Here is a 15818-nt window from a genome sequence, read left to right on the forward strand (position 1 = left end):
CGCGGCCGCGTGATCCGTCGCGCGCCGCGGCCGCGTGATCCGTCGCGCGCCGCGGCCCGCCTGATCCGTCGCGCGCCGCGGGTAGCGCCTGCCGCTAGCGCACGCGCACCACGGTGCCCGGCTCGTGCGCCGTGGGGAGGACCGCCGTCCAGCCCGCGGGCAGCCGCGGCGACGTCCACCAGAACAGCCGCTGCGCGTCGAGCGGGGCCAGGTTCACGCAGCCGTGGCTCCGCACCTGGCCGAACGAGCGATGCCAGAACGCGCCGTGCAGCCCGACCCCCTTGGAGAAGTACTGCACGTAGGGGACGTCCTCCATCCGGTAATAGCGGTCGGCGCCCTCGTCCTCGAGGTTGTCCATGTCCGAGGTGAGCAGCTTGGCCCAGATGCGGAACGTGCCGGCGGGCGTCACGCGCGACGACCCCGGGGCGCCCTTGCCGGTCGAGACCAGCGTCGCGAACACCGGGCGACGCCCCTCGTAGGCCACGAGCGTCTGCGTCGAACGCTCGACGTCGATCCACCGCTCGCCCGCCTCGACGTCGACCTCGGGCGGCGGCGGCGCCACCGACGGGCGCCGGAGATCGCGGAGCGAGATCCACGCCGCCGCGTCGCCGTCCGCGACCCGCGCGAGCTTGCCCGAGGCGCCCTGTGCCTCCTCGAGCGTGGAGACGACCTCGAACCGCGCCTTGCTCTCCTCGGTCCGCGCGAAGCCCGCCGCCGTGCGCGTGAAGAGCGGAGCCCGCTCGGACACGACCCAGGCGATCCCGATCTCCGCGGCGCCCGGAGGGACATCCACGCCGTGGAAGGCGAACGCGCGCACCGGGCCGAGATCGCGCATCGGCACCCAGTAGCCGCTGTTCGTGCGGCCGTAGCGCGACCCGCCGAGCGCCCGCTCCTCGACGATCGCCACCGCGAAGCCGGGCTCGAGCTGCGCGTCCGGCGCGTCGATGTCGGCCGCCTCGACCCGACGGTAGCCGAACGACCCGTCGGGGCCGACGAAGTAGTAGCGGTACGGGAGCCCGTCCGGCATCTCGCGCCACGTGCGCACGAGCGGGCTGATCGGACCCGCGGCGGAGAGCTCGACGGCGTCGTCGCAGACCCAGGCCGCGGCGCCGACCTCGAGCCAGCGCCCGAGGCACCCGCCGTCGCGCCGGGCCGCGAAGATGGGCAGCTGCACGTTGCGATCGACGGAGCCGCGCCGGCGCGGGTTCTCGCCCGGCGCCTCGAACAGCGGCTGGTCGCGCTTGAGCACGCGCGCGCTCTTGACCCACGCCGGCAGCGGAGCGTCGCCCTCCGCGACCCACGGCGGCAGCTGCGACGCGAGGACCACGCCGCCCCAGACCGTCGCGCCGAGGGCGACGGCCGCGGCGCCGGCCCTCAGCGCGCCGCGGCGCGGCCGCCGCCCCCCGCGGGGCAGCTCCGAGAGGCCCGCGGCGGCGCCTCCACGCTTCGTCATCGTGCGAGCTCCGGCGGAAGGGGCGGGCCCGCCGCGATCAGCGGTAGGAGAAGCGCACTTCGTGATCGCAGATCCGGAAGAGATCGCCCTCGACGATGGCCTTCCGGGCGATGCGCTGGCCGTTGTACTCGACGCCGTTCGTCGAGCCCATGTCGACCATGTAGTACTGGCCGTTCAGGAACTCGACCATGGCGTGCTGGCGCGACACGTTCGGGTCCTTGATCGTCAGATCGCTCGACTGCTTGCCGCGCCCGATGATGAACCGGTCCTTGTTCACCACGAACCGCTGCCCCGCGTAGAACGCGGCGAGCGCCGGGCCGGCGGGGACCTGGTTCGGCATCGCCATGTTCATCGGCGGCGGGCCAGGCACGCTCGCCGCCGCCTGCGGCGGCACGCCGTACGGCGGCGGCGCCATCGGCGGCGCGATGGGCGAGGCGTACCCGGCGCCGCTGCTCATCGGCGGCGGCGGCCCCGAGCGGCTCGCCGCGGCGCCGGGCATGCTCTGGCGCCCGCCGGGGTTGGTGGCCTGCGACGGGAGCGGCGGCGGCGCGCCCAGGCGGGTCACGCTGGTCGGCGGCGGCGGCGGGCCGCCGACGCGGCCCGGGATGGGCGGCGGAACGGGCAGGCTGGGCCGCTTCCCGCCGGCGCTGCTGCTGCCCGGCGGCGGCGGCGGCGGCGGCGGCGCGCCCGGCCGGACCTGCCCCGGCGGCGGCGGCGGCGTGAGCGCCGGCACCGGCGTCGGCACCGGCCCCACGGGGGACACGCCGTACGGCGGCGAGGGCGCGCCGTAGGCAGGCGCGCCGGCCGGCGCGCCGTAGGCCCCCGCGGGCGTCGGCTGCTGCTGCAGGGCGACCATCGGCGGCCCGCCCGGCGGTCCGAAGGGCGGCGGCGAGCCGGGCGTCATCAGCCCGGGCGGCGGGGGCGTCGCGGCCGGAGGCACCGCGCTGGGCTGATGAGCGTGCGGGACCGGCTGGTGTCCGGAGCCGGGCGCCGCGTCGACCCTCGCGGGCGGCGGAAAAGGCGTGCGCGGGCTGTAGCTTCGCTGCCGCGCGTACTGCTTCATCGACTCGTTGATGAGGTAGTCGATGGAGCACTCGAGCTCGCGCGCCATCTGCTCGAACGTCTCCCAAAGGACATCGCGACACTGGAACGTCCGTGCGCTTTTCTTGTTCGGATCCGCGCTCATCTCTACCCAACGATAACGGAGGATGAATTGCGCTGGGAAGCGTCCTCCCGGCCTCTTCCCTGCAAGCACCTGATGGCTCTGGGCCGCGCCGAAGGCGCGCTGCGATCGCAACCGTGGCCGCGCGAGATCCGCGGAGCGCGCGCGCGGCCCGCCGCGAAGCGCGCGCCCCCGCCGCGCTCTGCGCCGAGGCAGGAGCGCGGCGCGAGGGGCGCGCCCTCAGCGGCGCGCCGCGCGGCGCGCCCCCTCATCGCGGCGGGATCGCCCGAGGATCCCGCGTGCTGCGCCGGCGCTCGAGTCACTTCTTCTCGCCCTTCTCGAGCTCCGGCTTCCTCTCCTGCATGGCCGGCTCGATGCAGTACTGGACGAACTCGCCGACGGTCTTCACGTCCCTGAGCTCGCGCTCGTTCGACCCCTCTTTCTGCACCTCGCACGCCCACTTGCAGTCCGGATCGGCGTCGCAGACCGGCGCGCGGGTGGTGTCGCCCTCGAGCGCCTTCACCGCCGGGAGGTCGGCGGCCGTGCCGAAGGTGAAGTAGTAGGCGATCGCGCTCGTGCGCACCGGCGCCGGGCCCTCGGTGAAGTGCTTCTTCAGCGCCTCGAGGGGCGAGCCCTCCTTCAGGTCGCCGAACGACGCGCCGTACGTGAGCGCCTCGGGCATGGCGAACCCCTTGCTGTCGGGGAGCCTGCTCATGAACTCGTCGATGTGCTTCACCGTCGACATCTTCAGGATGGTCGCGGCGGCGGCGCGGCGGATCTTCCACTTGTCGGTCTTGAACAGGCCGTAGAGCTTCTCGACGACGAGCTCGCGCGGCATCTCGCCGACGCGACGGAAGGCCTGGTCGAGGACCGCGTCGGGCGCGTCCGCGGTCGCGATCTCCAGGATGCGCTGGATGTCGCTCGGGTTGTTGCGGTCGAGCCGGCCCTCGAGCGCGGCGAGGGCGGCCTGGCGGCGCTTCTCGGGCTGGTTCTTGTCCGCCGCGAACCCGAGGAGGAAGTCGACCGACGGCCTGCCGCCGAGCTTCTTCATCGAGCCGAAGACCCGGAAGAGCTCCTCCTCCTGGTACTGCGCGAGCTGCGCCTCGAACTGCTTCTCGGTGGGCGTGATCTTCGACGCGGCGTTCGCCGCCTGGAGCTCGGGCTTCTTGGCGTCGACCCACTCGTTCGAGGTGACGAACCTCGCGATGGCGACGAGGTTCGCCGAGGCGGCTTCCTTCGCCTGTGGATCGCCGTACTCGGACACGAGCGACGCCATCTGGTCGAGCCGCTTCGCCTCGCGCGTCATGAGCTTCGGCAGGCCGGCCACCGCGGGTGGGCCGATGAAGCGCAGGAGCTGCTCCATCCCGTAGGCCTGCGAGCGGTCCTCGAGCCGGTGCTCGAAGTCAGCCATCGCCCAGTCGATGAGGGCGGCCTTGAGCCCCTCCTTCAGCGCCTCGTCCGCGATGATCACGGTCCGATCGGACGTGAGCATCGCGTACGCGGCGTCCTTGTAGGGGAACGAGGTGTCGACCGGGCGGGGCTGCCCGGGCGGCGCGACGGGCGGCGGCTTCCTCAGCTCGGCGATGATGGACGGCACGAGCGCGGCCACGATCGACTGCCTCGCCTCCGGGGCCATGGTCGCGAGGGTCTCGACCATGATGCCGATGCCCACGCGCCGGCCCTGCCGCGGCTTCATGCGGATGAGCGACGTGGCCGCCTCGATGCGGAGCGAGTTGTCGTACTTGTCGTGAAACAACACCGCCCTGAGCTTGTCGGGCCCGTGCGCCGTGGTTTCCCACCGGTGGATGTCGTTCTCGTTGACGCGGCACCCGCTCGTCGCGAGCCCAACGCCAGCGGTCGCGAGGCACAGCACAAGAAGGCCCGCAGCGCCGACGCGCCGCCCTGCTCGTTCGACAGTTTCCATGCACGTCCCAGGAGGGTCGGGATGGTACCGCCCGCGGCGCTCTGTTTGAAAGAATTTCAAGGGCGGGAAGAAGGGAGCCAGGACAAAGTTTGCGCGAAATCCGGCCGGAACTCCAGCGCGGCAGCGCCCTCGGAGGCGTCCCCTCTCCGTGCCTCCCTCCCCCTGCCTTCCCCCTCCCCTCCCCCTGCCTCCCCCCTCCCCTGCCTCCCGCCTCGCACGCCGAGGCCCGGAGGCGGCTCGCGTCCCCGTGTTTGGCGAGCTCAGACGCTCGTGACGGTGCACGGAAGCGCGCGAAGGCGCCCGTCTCTTCCTGTTGCTTCCCGTTGCTTCCCGTTCGCTTCCGCTGCCCGGCTGTTTTTCTTTTCCGTCCGGCGCTTTCCCCTCCTTACTCAGACCTCCCAGACTTCTTGCCCCCGGGGTGGAGTGCGCATATGTGAGCAAGGTAGGTTTAGGTAGGCATGAACGTCCCCTTGTTCGCTCCTCGCCGTGCCCAGCCCGCCGCCGGCCTTGGCGAGCCCTTGCGGTCCGGGGCGCGCGGCGCCGCACGGACCAGCCCGGCGGGGGTCTCGGGTCCTGCCGCGCCGCCGGGACACAGCTACGCCCGGGACGCGGCGGCGCTGGTCCTCCTGGTGTCCGCCCTGTACAGCGCCCTCGCGCTCGCGTCGTTTCGCGCGGATCCGCTGCGCCCGGAGGTCTCGGGCGACGACTGGGTGGGGCCGGTGGGCGCGGCGCTCGCGGGGGCGTCGGTCCAGGCGGTCGGGGTCATCGCGTGGTTCGTCCCGCTGGAGCTCGCGCTGCTCGCGATGCCGCTGCTCGGGGCGAAGCGCTCGATCGCGAGCCTGTTCCGGCTGAGCGGCGACCTCGTCGTGGTCATCGTGCTCGCGGCGCTCGCGCACGTGGCGTTCCCGCGGGCGGTCGCGTTCGGCGCGATGCCGCTCGGCGGGGCCGTGGGCGAGCTGTTCGGGGAGGTGCTGCGCGCGCTCTTCTCGAACATCGGGTCGTACATCATCGGGCTCACCATCGTCGCGCTCATCCTGATGGGCCGGGCGACGTTCTCGTTCATCGAGCTGGCGCACCGGGCCGAGCAGCTCGCCGTGGCGATCGCCGTGCGCGTCGCCGGCTGGGCGCGCGCGCTCTTCGGGGCGTGGGCCGCGGCGCGCGACCTGGAGCGGCGGGAGGGCGCCTCGGCGCAGGAGGCGCCGCCGATCATCGCGCGCAACTCGAGCCCCGACGCGATCATCGCCGCGCTGGCCGACGACGCGGACGAGCCGCTCTCCGACCCCGCCGCGAGGAACACGCCCGTCGAGCCGGCCCACGCCGAGGCGCCGGCGCTCGATCTCTGGAAGAGCGCGCCGCTGAGCGCCGCCGCCGAGGAGCCCGCGGCCCCGCCGAAGCCGCGGCGCGGGAGGAAGGCGCAGGCCAAGGAGCCGCGCGAGGCGGCGTCGCAGGGGAGCGAGGCGCGCGAGCCGGCGGTCCGCGGCGGCGAGGCGCACGAGGTGGTCATCCACGGCGGCGAGCCGCGCGAGCTGGTGATCCACGGCGGCGAGCCGCGCGAGCTGGTGATCCACGGCGGCGAGGCGCACGAGGTGGTGACCCGCGGCGGTGAGGCGCGCGAGGTAGCGACCCGCGGCGGTGAGGCGCGCGAGGTAGCGACCCGCGGCGGTGAGGCGCACGAGGTGGTGACCCACGGCGCCGATCCGGAAGAGGCGCCCGAGAGCGACGCGCCGCGCGAGGCGGCGCTGCACGGCGCCGGGCCGCGCGAGGTCGCGCAGCGGTTCGTCGAGCTGACCGAGGAAGCGGAGCGCGAAGGAGCGCAGCGCGCCGCCGACCCGCGCGAACGGGCGCAGCGCGCCGCTGAGCCGCGCGAGCGAGCGCAGCGCGCCGCCGAGCCGCGCCGGCCTGCGCGGCGCCGCGGCGCAGCCCTCGCAGGGCCGCGCGACGCCGCTGCCCTGGAGGACAGCGACGAGTCGCCGTTCGCGGGCGAGGCGCACCTCGTCGAGAGGATCATCGAGCGGGAGGTGGAGCTCGACGAGGACGACGCGGTCGAGCCCGCGGCGTTCGAGTCGGACGACGACGACAGCGCGGCCGCGTTCGCGGAGCCGGAAGCGCTCGACGTCCCCACGCCGTCGCCCATCCTGCCGGTGCGCGAGCTGTCAGCGCGGGAGCCGGACGCCCACCGCGACCTGCCCGCTCGCGAGCCGCGCGACCTGCCCGCTCGCGAGCCGCGCGAGCCCGATGCCCGGGCGGCCCACCGCGAGCCTCCTCCCGCCGGCGGCCCGGAGCGGCCTCAGGGCGCCGCGCCGCGCGCGCCGACGATCGTCGACACGAGCCGCGCGCTCGTCAGCGAGAAGCCCGCGGTGGTCAAGGTCGTCCCGGCCACCGGCGAGGGCTTCCGCCTGCCGTCGACCGACATGCTCGACGTGCCCGCGGGCGGACGCCTCCAGCTCGACGCGGATCAGCTCAAGGCCACGGCGCAGCTCCTCGAGAAGACGCTCGCCGACTACGGCGTCAGCGGCAAGGTCGAGGAGATCCACCCCGGGCCCACGGTCACGACGTTCGAGGTCTCGCCCGCCGCCGGCACCAAGGTCTCGAAGGTGGCGGGCCTCGCGGACGACCTCGCGCTCGGCCTGTCGCGCAAGGTCCGCATCGTCGCCCCCATCCCCGGGAAGAACCGGATCGGCTTCGAGATCCCGAACGAGCACCGCCTGCCCGTCAACCTGCGCGAGCTCGTCGAGGATCGCCGCTTCGTCGAGATGAAGGCGCCGCTGCCGTGCGTGCTCGGCCGCGACATCATCGGGACGCCGTACTTCGCCGACCTCGCGTCGATGCCGCACGTCATCGTCGCGGGCGCGACCGGCGCCGGCAAGAGCGTCGGGCTCAACGTGATGCTCGTGAGCCTGCTCTTCCGCAAGACACCGGACGAGCTCCGGCTCCTGATGATCGATCCCAAGGTCGTCGAGCTCGCGCCCTTCGACCGCATCCCGCACCTGCTCCTGCCGGTCGTGACGGACATGAAGCAGGCGGCGAACGCGCTCAAGTGGGCCGTCGACGAGATGGAGCGGCGCTACCAGCTCTTCGCGAACGCGGGGACGAAGAACATCACGACGTACAACGCGTGGGTCGAGCGCGTGCACCGCGGCGAGGCGCGCCCGCCGAAGCCCCCGGCCAAGGTGACCGCGATCGGCGCGGACGGGCTCGAGGTGGAGGTCGACGCGGCGAAGGACGGGACCGACGCGGCGCTGCCGGAGAAGATCCCGTTCATCGTGATCGTGGTCGACGAGTTCGCCGATCTGATGATGCAGCAGGGCAAGGACGTGGAGGCGAGCGTGGCCCGGCTGGCGCAGAAGGCGCGCGCCGCCGGCATGCACGTCATCCTCGCGACGCAGCGGCCGAGCGTCGACGTGATCACCGGCATGATCAAGGCGAACTTCCCCACGCGCATCGCCTTCCGCGTCGCGCAGAAGGTGGACAGCCGCACGATCCTCGACGAGCAGGGCGCCGAGCACCTGCTCGGCCGCGGCGACATGCTGATCAAGATGAACGGCTCGAACGAGACGCGGCGCGTCCAGTGCCCGTTCTGCTCCGAGGAGGAGGTCCAGAAGATCACCGACTTCCTCCGGCTCCAGGGCGAGCCGGTCTACGATGAGGCGATCCTCCGGCCTCGCGACGACGAGGGCGAGGAGCCCGACACGTCCGACGCCGAGGCCGATCCCATGTACGACGCCGCCGTGAGGATCGTGGCCGACACCCGGCGCTGCTCGACCTCGTGGCTGCAGCGCAAGCTCGGCGTCGGCTACAACCGCGCGGCCAAGCTGGTCGAGGCCATGGAGAAGCGCGGGCTCGTCGGGCCCGCGAACGGCGCCAAGGATCGCGAGGTGCTCATCGCGCCGATCTGACCCGCGCACAATTTTTTCTTGACGCCGCTTCGCAGCGCGTGTTGGCACGCCGTCGACCGGGACGCGCGGTCTCGATCGGATGTGGAGGAGAGCACAGCGCCGACCTTTCCGCCGCCGAGGCCGCGCGCTAGCATCGCGGTTCTTTTGACTTTCCCGTTCGAATGCTTCATGGAGCACGCAGGATGGCGCCTGAGGAAACGCGCACGCGTCTGATCGCTCAGATCGCGAGCCTCCTGAAAGAAGGGACGATGCCCGCAGACGCCCGCGCAGCGGGGCTGACGCTCATCGGTTGGCTTGCGAGACGCATGCCCGGAGAGGCGGCTTCGCGGGACGGCGTCGACGAGATGTGCCGTCGCGCGTCGGTCCTGGGCTGCCCGCCGCGGCGCGTGGGCGGGCGGCGATCCACCTGAGCGGGCGGCGCTGAACGGGCGGCGGGCGACGCGCGCCGCTGCCGTGCGCAGCGAGGCGCACCCAGGGCCGGCCCGAGCCGGCGGGACGGCGAGCTGGCCGACCGCCCCTGGCGGGAGCGCGGCGCGCGCCTCCTTCCATGGGGGCGTCGCGCCGGCCCCGCGCGGCGGCGAGGCGGCCGAAAGCGACATCAGTATCGTAATTTGTACGTGCCGTATCCAGCGCGGCTAAGCTCTCGGTGGCGCGGCTTTCCGCGCCGCGGGGCTCGCGCGACGCTCGAACCGGGACGTCGGCTCGCTCGGTATCATGGGTAAACGGCCGCAGTGGGGCCTGTGATAGGTGGTGTTGCTCATGGCGAACCGCGTGGTCGCCCTCCCCGAACCGCACCCGAATGACGATGAAGATGTCGTGTGGGGGATCTCCACGGCCAGCGCGCTGTGGGCGCGCGGCGAGCGGCGCGACGCCATCGTGTGGCTGCGGCGCGCGGCCGAGGCGGCGGGGGCGGCCGGGCAGCCGTTCCGCGCCTCGGAGCTCGGGCTGTGCGCGACGGCGCTCGAGGAGGTGATGGCCTCGGAGGTCGGGCAGCCGAGCGATCCCGATCTCCTGGAGACGATCGCGAGCGAAGACGACGCGCCGTCCCCGCCCGTCGACGACGAGGACGAAGCGCCGCCGTCCGACGAGCAGACCTGGCGCCGCCGCATCTCGCTCACTGCAGAGCTGCGCGCCTCGATGCCCTCGATCGAGATCGACCTGTTCGAGCCGCTCTCGCAGCCGGAGCTGGCCGCCGAGGCGGAGCGCCTGGAGGTGCCGTCGCGGCCGTCGTCGAGGCTCCTCCCGGGCGCAACGGAGGGGCCGGCCGCAGCGGGCCGGCCGATCGCGCCGTTTTCTCCGGTGCCTGCCGGGTTGCCGCAGGGCAGCGCGCCGCAGCCGCCGCAACCGCCGCCGCCCATGGCGCAGCGGCCGGCGCAGCAGGCCCCCGGCAGCGCGCTCCCGCCGCCTGCGCCGCCCGCGCAGCAGCCGCCCTCCTTCGCGCCGGTGACGCCGCGCTCGCAGCCGCCGGCTGCGCCGTACCCGCAGCCGCCGGCTGCGCCGTATCCGCAGCCGCCGGCCGCCACATACCCGCCACAACGGCTCGACCCACCGTACGCACAGCCGCCTGCGCGGGTGGCCCCCTCGGCACCCCCACCGGCGGCGCCCAACGCCCAGGCCGGCGCGCTTTATCGCAGCCAACCACCACCGGCGCCTCCGCAGGCTGCCCCGCCGGCGGCGAGCGCTATCCCGCCGCCGCCTCCACTGCCAGGGTCTCCCTCGGTCAGGCCGCAGAGCACCCCGGACCCGCACTCGCCCGCGGCGCAAGCCAGGACGCAGAGCGCTCAGCCGCCCGCCCCGGTGCCGCCGCCAGCCGTGCCGCGGGCAGCTTCACCCGGGCCGTCATCGGCCCCGCCCCGCATTTCCCCGGCGCCGGGACTTCCGGAGCCGCCGCCCACCCTGGCTTCGTTGCCGGATCGCGGCCGGGCCGACGCGACGATGGGGCCCCCGCGCCCCACCGCGGCGCACCCCACGAGCGAGCCGCCGCCCGCGGCGCCGCTGCCTTCGCCAACGTCCTCCCCGCTTCCGGCAGTACCCCTCGGTGTTCCACCGCCGCCGCGCCTCGTCGCGGATGCGCATTCACCGCCCGCACCAGGAATCGCCGCGCCCGCATCGACGCCGCCGCAGCCGCCCTCCTTCGGGCCGCCATCGGCACCGCCGCTGCCGCCCTCCTTCGGGCCTCCACCGGCACCGCCGCTGCCGCCCTCCTTCGGGCCGCCGCCGGCACCGCCGCTGCCACCGTCCTTCGGGCCGCCGTCGGCACCGCCGCTGCCGCCGTCCTTCGGGCCGCCGTCGGCACCGCCGCTGCCGCCGTCCTTCGGGCCGCCGTCGGCACCGCCGCTGCCGCCCTCCTTCGGGCCTCCGTCGGCATCGCCGATCGGACCTCCGTCGGCGCCGCTGCCGCCGCCGTTCGCGCCCCCGCGCCCGCAGCCGCCGCCGGCGCCGCACCCGCCGTCGTTCGCGCCCCCGCGCCCGCAACCTCCGCCTCCAGCCGCCGCGCAAGCACCCGCGCCGCCGCCACCTGCGGCACCGCCACCCCCGCATGGGCTCGCCGCGCCGGCGTCACCGCCGCTGCCGCCGCCCGCCGCGCCGCCGCGCCCGCCGACGCTGCCTCCGCCGCCGCTTTCGGCGGCCCCTTCCGCTGCGCCGCTGCCGCCGCCCGCCGCACCGCCGCGCCCGCCGACGCTGCCTCCGCCGGCGCCGCCGCCGCTTTCGACAGCCCCTTCCGCTCCGCCGCCGCCGCCCGCCGCGCCGACGCGCCCGCCGACGCTGCCTCCGCCAGCGCCGCCGCCGCTTTCGACGGCCCCTTCCGCTGCGCCGCTGCCGCCGCCGCCCGCCGCGCCGACGCACCCACCGACGCTGCCTCTGCCGGCGCCGCCGCCAGTACCGACGCTAACCTCCGCCGCACCTCCGTCGCACGCCGCGCCTCCGTCGCACGCCGCGCCGCTGCCGCCGCCCGTCGCGCCGCTTCCGCCGCTCGCCGCACCTCCGGCGCCTGCTGCGCCGTCGCCGTCGGCGCCGCCGTTGGCCGCACCGTCGCCGCCCGCAGCGCCGCCGCCTGCTGCGCCTCCGCCTCCGCCTCCCGCTGCGTCGTCGCCTTCCGCGCCGCCGCTCGTGGCGCCGCTTCCGCCCCCCGCTACGCCTCCGCTGCCCGCTGCGTCGTCGCCTTCCGCGCTGCCGCCGGCCGCGCCGCCTCCGCCGCTCTCCGCTGCGCCGCCGCTCTCGGCGCCGCCACTACCGCCGCCGCCCGCAGCGCCGCTCCCGCCGCTCGCTGCGCCGCCACCGCCGCCGCCCGCGGCGCTGTCTCCTTCCGCGCCGCCGCTGGCCGCGCCACCGCCGTCCGCTGCGCCACCGCCGTCCGCTGCGCCGTCGCCGTCCGCTGCGCCGCCGCCCGCAGCGCCGTTGCCGCCCTCGACGCCGCCGCACGCCCCGAGCCCCGCAGCGCCCACCGAGGTGCACGCGCCGGACGACGACATCGTCGGCGAGATCCTCGTCGAGGCTCCGATCCCGACGCCCGCCCCAACCCGCACAGAGACGACCGCTCCCACCGCCGCAGCGGCTAGCTCGAGAAGGAAACCTCGCGAGCCGATCCTCGACCCCTGGTCCGACGACGCGGAGGTCGCCGCGCCGCCTCGGCCTCTTCAGGAGACGATAACGCCGAGCGGCGACATGTACCTCGTGGCTCGCCGGCCCCCCTCGACACCGCAGGCGGGCGACGAGGAGGAGGTCGTCACCTCGGCAGCACCGCTCGACCTCACGCTCAAGCGGAAGCCGATCTCCGCGCGGCCCCCCGCGCCGCCGGCCGCCGCGCCGCCGGCCCCCGCGCCGCCGGCCCCCGCGCCGCCGGCCCCCGCGCCGCCGGCCCCGGCGCCCGCGGCGCCGCGCGCCCGCGCAGCCACGCCCTCCGGAAGCGAGCCGCCCGGGCACCTCGGGGCCTCCGCCGACGACGTCACCTCGAAGGGCGCCGGCGCGGCCGCCATCCCCGCGACGACGATCGAGCCTGCCGCGAGCACGGAAGAGCCCTCCCCGATCTCGACGCCCGATGGGACCGTCGTCATCGAGCTCTCCGACAGCGATCTCGACGCTCCGACGTCATCGCGGCTCGACAGCCCCTTCCCCGCGCCGCAGGCGGCGGCGCAAGGCGACGACCCGCAGGCGATGGCCGGTCCGCCGCTCGACGAGCCCGCCTCCGGCGGCGCCGCGACCCCGGCGCAGCGCCCGCTCGAGCTCGACGTAGCGACCGCCGAGCCCGCGGCGGAAGAAGAGGTGCTCGACGACGCAGACATCGCGCTCGTGGAGGAGCCCGCGACCCAGGCGACCGCCGTCGAGCCGCCGCCGGCGGGCGACGCGTCCCTCGCGACCGACGCGGCGCAGCCCTTCGCGACCGACGCGGCGCAGCCCGGAGCGCTCGCGGTCGAGCGCCCCGGACCGGACACTGGCGAGACCATCGACCTCGCCGCCATCGTGCTCGACCCGCCGCCCGGCTCGCCTCCGGAAGCGGGGACAAGCGCGCCCCTCGACCTCGGCCCGGAGCTGGCTCCGGGTCTGCCGCAGCCGGAAGCGGCCAGCGCCTCGCCGCCCGCCGCCGGCGCCGCGGCCCTCACCGGCCGCGACCTCGAGCCCATCGAGGCGTTCGCCGACCTGCCCGAGGAGATGCACGACGAGCTCGCGCTCGCGGCGCACGTGGAGGACCTCGCGCCCGAAGAGGAGCTCGCCGTCTACGGGGCGGCGCTGGTGCTCAGCGGCAGCGCCGCCGTGTGCGCGACCATCGTCGACGCGCGCGCCGAGCACGCCGCCATCAGGACGCTCGTGCCGTCCCGCGGGACGCTCGAGGAAGGCATCCCGCTGCGCGTCGTCGCCGGCGCGCACGGCGCGCGGGTGGCGATCTGGGACCAGGCGACCATCGACAACGCGCTCCGCACCTGCCCCTGGGTGCTCGACGAGCTGCGCGCCGTCGCAGACCGGCTCCAGTCGCTCGCCGGCGCCACCATGGGGCCGCTCGGCGAGCTCGAGGAGACGCTGCTGCGCCGGGTCCTCGGCCGGCTCCGCCTGCGCAGCCTGGAGCCCGGCGAGCCGCTGATCCACGCCGGCAATCCGATGCCCGGCCTCGTGATCGTCGGCGCCGGCGCGCTGGAGCTGGTCGCGGAGCGGACGCTGGAGCGCGCCGGCGCCGCCAGGCCCGGCGAGCTGCTGTTCGCCTCCGAGCTGCTCGGCGGCCAGCCGGCGCCGGCGATCGCGCGCGCGGCCGGGACCGGCGCGCTCGTGCTCATCGCCGACCACCCCGTGCTGCGCGAGCTGTTCGAGAGCACGCCGGAGCTGCTCTCCGTCCTCGCGCAGTCCGTCTCGCTGGACGCCCAGCGCAGCTGAACGAAAGGCTGGCCGCGCCGCGCAGGGCGGCCATCCGCATCGCCCGCTCGTCACGAGCGCCGCGCGTCCAAGGCCCCGAGCGGGATCGCCGGCGCGCGTCGCTGGCGACTAGAGCCGGCCGATCGTCCGCACGCGCCGCGATCGCGCGGCCTCCTGCTCCAGCGGGGCGGCCTCGGTGGGCTCCTCGTCGTCGTTGAGCTGCCAGACGAGCTCGCTGTTGCCCTGCGCCCCGGCGAAGCGGAGCCCGAACCACTTCGCGTTCGGCGAGATCGTCGGCCTGCCCTCCGCGGTCGCGCGCGGGAAGCGGATGCGGAACGCCTGCCGCCACACCGTGTTGTACGGGAAGTAGGTCCGCTCGAGCGCGTTCGGCTTCGGGATCGCGACGATCTCCTCGGGCGCCGTCTCGTTCCCCGTGTCGTCGATCAGCCGGACGATCCACGCGCTGTTCGGCGTCGAGAGGTCGTTGTACTTGCGCTCGCCGCCGAAGATCGCGACGAAGAACTGGTGGCGCTGGCGCGTCTCCTCGAGCGTCTTCTCGAGCAGCTTCTGCCGCTGCTCGATCGTGAGCCGGTAGTCCTGCGCGTAGCGGGCCACGTAGGCCCAGCGGAAGTCCCACGACTCGAACGTCGCGGTGGCGGTGAGGAAGTTGTCGAGCTCGGAGAGCGCGAACAGGTGCTCCGTGCGCGTCCACGCGCGCAGCACGTTCTCGTAGTCCGTCGCGACGTACTCGCGAGGCCCCTCGTTCAGGCTGACGAGCTGGGTCGAGCAGCCGGTCGACGCGAGGAGCGCCGCGAGAACCACACCGCGCCGGAGCCATGCCGCAATGACCACGCCGCCAGGGTACCCAGCGGCCGCGCCGGATGCACGCGCTCGAACGAGATCCCCTCACCTTCGCCCGCGGGAGCGCGCTCGCCGGGCCCGCGCCCGGGCCGGCGCGGCGGCGGGGCGCCCGATCCTCCTAGCCTCCCCCCCGCGCGCGCGAGCGCGGGCCCGGCGAGCGCGCCGCCCGCTCACCGGGGCGCCGCCGGACGATCCGTCGGGAAGGTGAACCCGACGCTGAGCCGCGCGGCGTAGTACCAGGCGACGTCGCCGCGCAGCGGGGTCGCGACCGGCAGGAGCACGCTCAGCGCCGGCTGCACGTTCGCCAGGATGAAGCGGACGCTCGGCGAGATCGCGAACGTCGCGCGCTTGTCGTCCGGCAGCTCCTGCGTGAGCTGGTAGACCTCCCACAGCTCCAGGCCCACGCCGACCGGCCGGGCGAGCCGGTAGCCGAAGTAGAACGCGGTGTACGCGGAGATGTCGGTGCGGCGCTCGTTGAACCGGAGGCGGCGCACGACCAGCGACCAGTCGATGCCCTGCCGGAGCTGAAAGATGAACGGCCCGGTGATGTGCCGCATGTCGAACCAGGGGCGGAACGTGAGCGTGAGCTCTCGGAAGCGCGTCTCGTCCCACGGCCGCACCACGCGCGCGGTCCGCAGCACCTCGGCCTCGGCCGGCGAGACGTCGCGCGGGACCGGGAGGACGATGCCGAAGCCTCCCCCGGACGCGAGCCCGCGCACGCTCGACCAGACGCCCCGCCCGTAGAGCTCGGGGCTCCCGAGCAGGATCGACCGACCGACCCCCGGCACGCTCGCGGCGGCGCTGTCGTGCACCGCGCCGACGAACCACTTGCGGGGGACGAGCGGCACCTCCACCTCGCCGTGCGAGTACCAGGCGTAGGCGGTCCTGCCGCTCGCCAGGCTGGTCGCCTCGGGCTCGATCGCGGCCGCCGTGTACTCGAACGTGAAGGTCGGGTCGCGCAGCGTGAGCCCTGGGAGCGTCGGGGGCGCGGGGACGTCGAAGACCGCCTGCTCTTCCTCGTCGGACCACGCGCCCGGACCCGGCGGCGCGGCCAGCGCGGCCCCCGTCTCGCCGGCGAGCGCGAGGAGCGAGAGGCACGCCGCCGCGCGGGCGAGCCGCCCGGCCGGCGCCGGAGCCCGCGCGGGAAACCTCATGCCACGGGGAGGCGCGCGCTCGGCG

At 75.2% G+C, this 15818-nt stretch carries 9 protein-coding genes; 2 read left to right on the top strand and 7 right to left on the bottom strand.

From position 1 onward, the window contains the following. Positions 1-94: 94 nt before the first annotated feature. From WME83_RS45640 to WME83_RS45650, 3 genes are all read right to left on the bottom strand, one after another. The gene (locus tag WME83_RS45640) at positions 95-1453 is read right to left on the bottom strand and encodes a L,D-transpeptidase (protein WP_437315977.1); all 1359 of its coding nucleotides are present in this window, start codon (positions 1451-1453) and stop codon (positions 95-97) included. A 37-nt stretch (positions 1454-1490) separates the two neighbouring features. Then, positions 1491-2639: an FHA domain-containing protein gene (locus tag WME83_RS45645; RefSeq protein WP_437315978.1), complete on the bottom strand. Its 1149-nt coding sequence runs from the start codon at positions 2637-2639 to the stop codon at positions 1491-1493. Between the two features lie 295 nt (positions 2640-2934). Continuing rightward, complete coding sequence (locus WME83_RS45650; RefSeq protein ID WP_437315979.1) at positions 2935-4539, bottom strand: hypothetical protein; 1605 nt, start codon at positions 4537-4539, stop codon at positions 2935-2937. A 458-nt stretch (positions 4540-4997) separates the two neighbouring features. Here WME83_RS45650 and WME83_RS45655 point away from each other — a divergent pair, with 458 nt between their 5' ends. Continuing rightward, positions 4998-8435, top strand: coding sequence for a DNA translocase FtsK 4TM domain-containing protein (locus WME83_RS45655; protein WP_437315980.1), 3438 nt, complete (start codon positions 4998-5000; stop codon positions 8433-8435). Positions 8436-9070: 635 nt separating this feature from the next. Here WME83_RS45655 and WME83_RS45660 read toward each other — a convergent pair. Together WME83_RS45660 and WME83_RS45665 are read right to left on the bottom strand one after the other, a co-directional pair. Beyond that, entirely contained in the window at positions 9071-9958 is an 888-nt protein-coding gene (locus tag WME83_RS45660) for a hypothetical protein (protein WP_437315981.1), read from the bottom strand. Between the two features lie 258 nt (positions 9959-10216). Beyond that, a complete protein-coding gene (locus WME83_RS45665; RefSeq protein WP_437315982.1) occupies positions 10217-11908 on the bottom strand; it encodes a hypothetical protein in 1692 nt (563 codons plus the stop codon). 193 nt (positions 11909-12101) lie between these two features. Between WME83_RS45665 and WME83_RS45670 the strand changes: the two genes are divergently transcribed. Further along, a complete protein-coding gene (locus WME83_RS45670; protein WP_437315983.1) occupies positions 12102-13799 on the top strand; it encodes a cyclic nucleotide-binding domain-containing protein in 1698 nt (565 codons plus the stop codon). A gap of 108 nt (positions 13800-13907) precedes the next feature. Here the strand turns inward: WME83_RS45670 and WME83_RS45675 are convergent, their stop codons facing one another. Both WME83_RS45675 and WME83_RS45680 read right to left on the bottom strand, forming a co-directional pair. Then, positions 13908-14600: a hypothetical protein gene (locus tag WME83_RS45675; protein ID WP_437315984.1), complete on the bottom strand. Its 693-nt coding sequence runs from the start codon at positions 14598-14600 to the stop codon at positions 13908-13910. A gap of 209 nt (positions 14601-14809) precedes the next feature. Further along, positions 14810-15793 carry a hypothetical protein gene (locus WME83_RS45680; protein WP_437315985.1) on the bottom strand — a complete coding sequence of 328 codons (984 nt, stop codon included), beginning with the start codon at positions 15791-15793 and terminating at the stop codon, positions 14810-14812. Positions 15794-15818: the final 25 nt, after the last annotated feature.

Origin of the sequence: Sorangium sp. So ce385, from assembly GCF_051474135.1 — a bacterium.
In the GTDB taxonomy this organism is placed as follows: Bacteria; Myxococcota_A; Polyangia; order Polyangiales; family Polyangiaceae; genus Sorangium; species Sorangium cellulosum_D.

Excerpts from the sequence above, each read along its gene's own strand:
- WME83_RS45640 (WP_437315977.1), bottom strand. The coding sequence starts at position 1,453 with ATGACGAAGCGTGGAGGCGCCGCCGCGGGCCTCTCGGAGCTGCCCCGC.
- WME83_RS45645 (WP_437315978.1), bottom strand. The coding sequence starts at position 2,639 with ATGAGCGCGGATCCGAACAAGAAAAGCGCACGGACGTTCCAGTGTCGC.
- WME83_RS45650 (WP_437315979.1), bottom strand. The coding sequence starts at position 4,539 with ATGGAAACTGTCGAACGAGCAGGGCGGCGCGTCGGCGCTGCGGGCCTT.
- WME83_RS45655 (WP_437315980.1), top strand. The coding sequence starts at position 4,998 with ATGAACGTCCCCTTGTTCGCTCCTCGCCGTGCCCAGCCCGCCGCCGGC.
- WME83_RS45665 (WP_437315982.1), bottom strand. The coding sequence starts at position 11,908 with ATGTCGTCGTCCGGCGCGTGCACCTCGGTGGGCGCTGCGGGGCTCGGG.
- WME83_RS45670 (WP_437315983.1), top strand. The coding sequence starts at position 12,102 with ATGTACCTCGTGGCTCGCCGGCCCCCCTCGACACCGCAGGCGGGCGAC.
- WME83_RS45680 (WP_437315985.1), bottom strand. The coding sequence starts at position 15,793 with ATGAGGTTTCCCGCGCGGGCTCCGGCGCCGGCCGGGCGGCTCGCCCGC.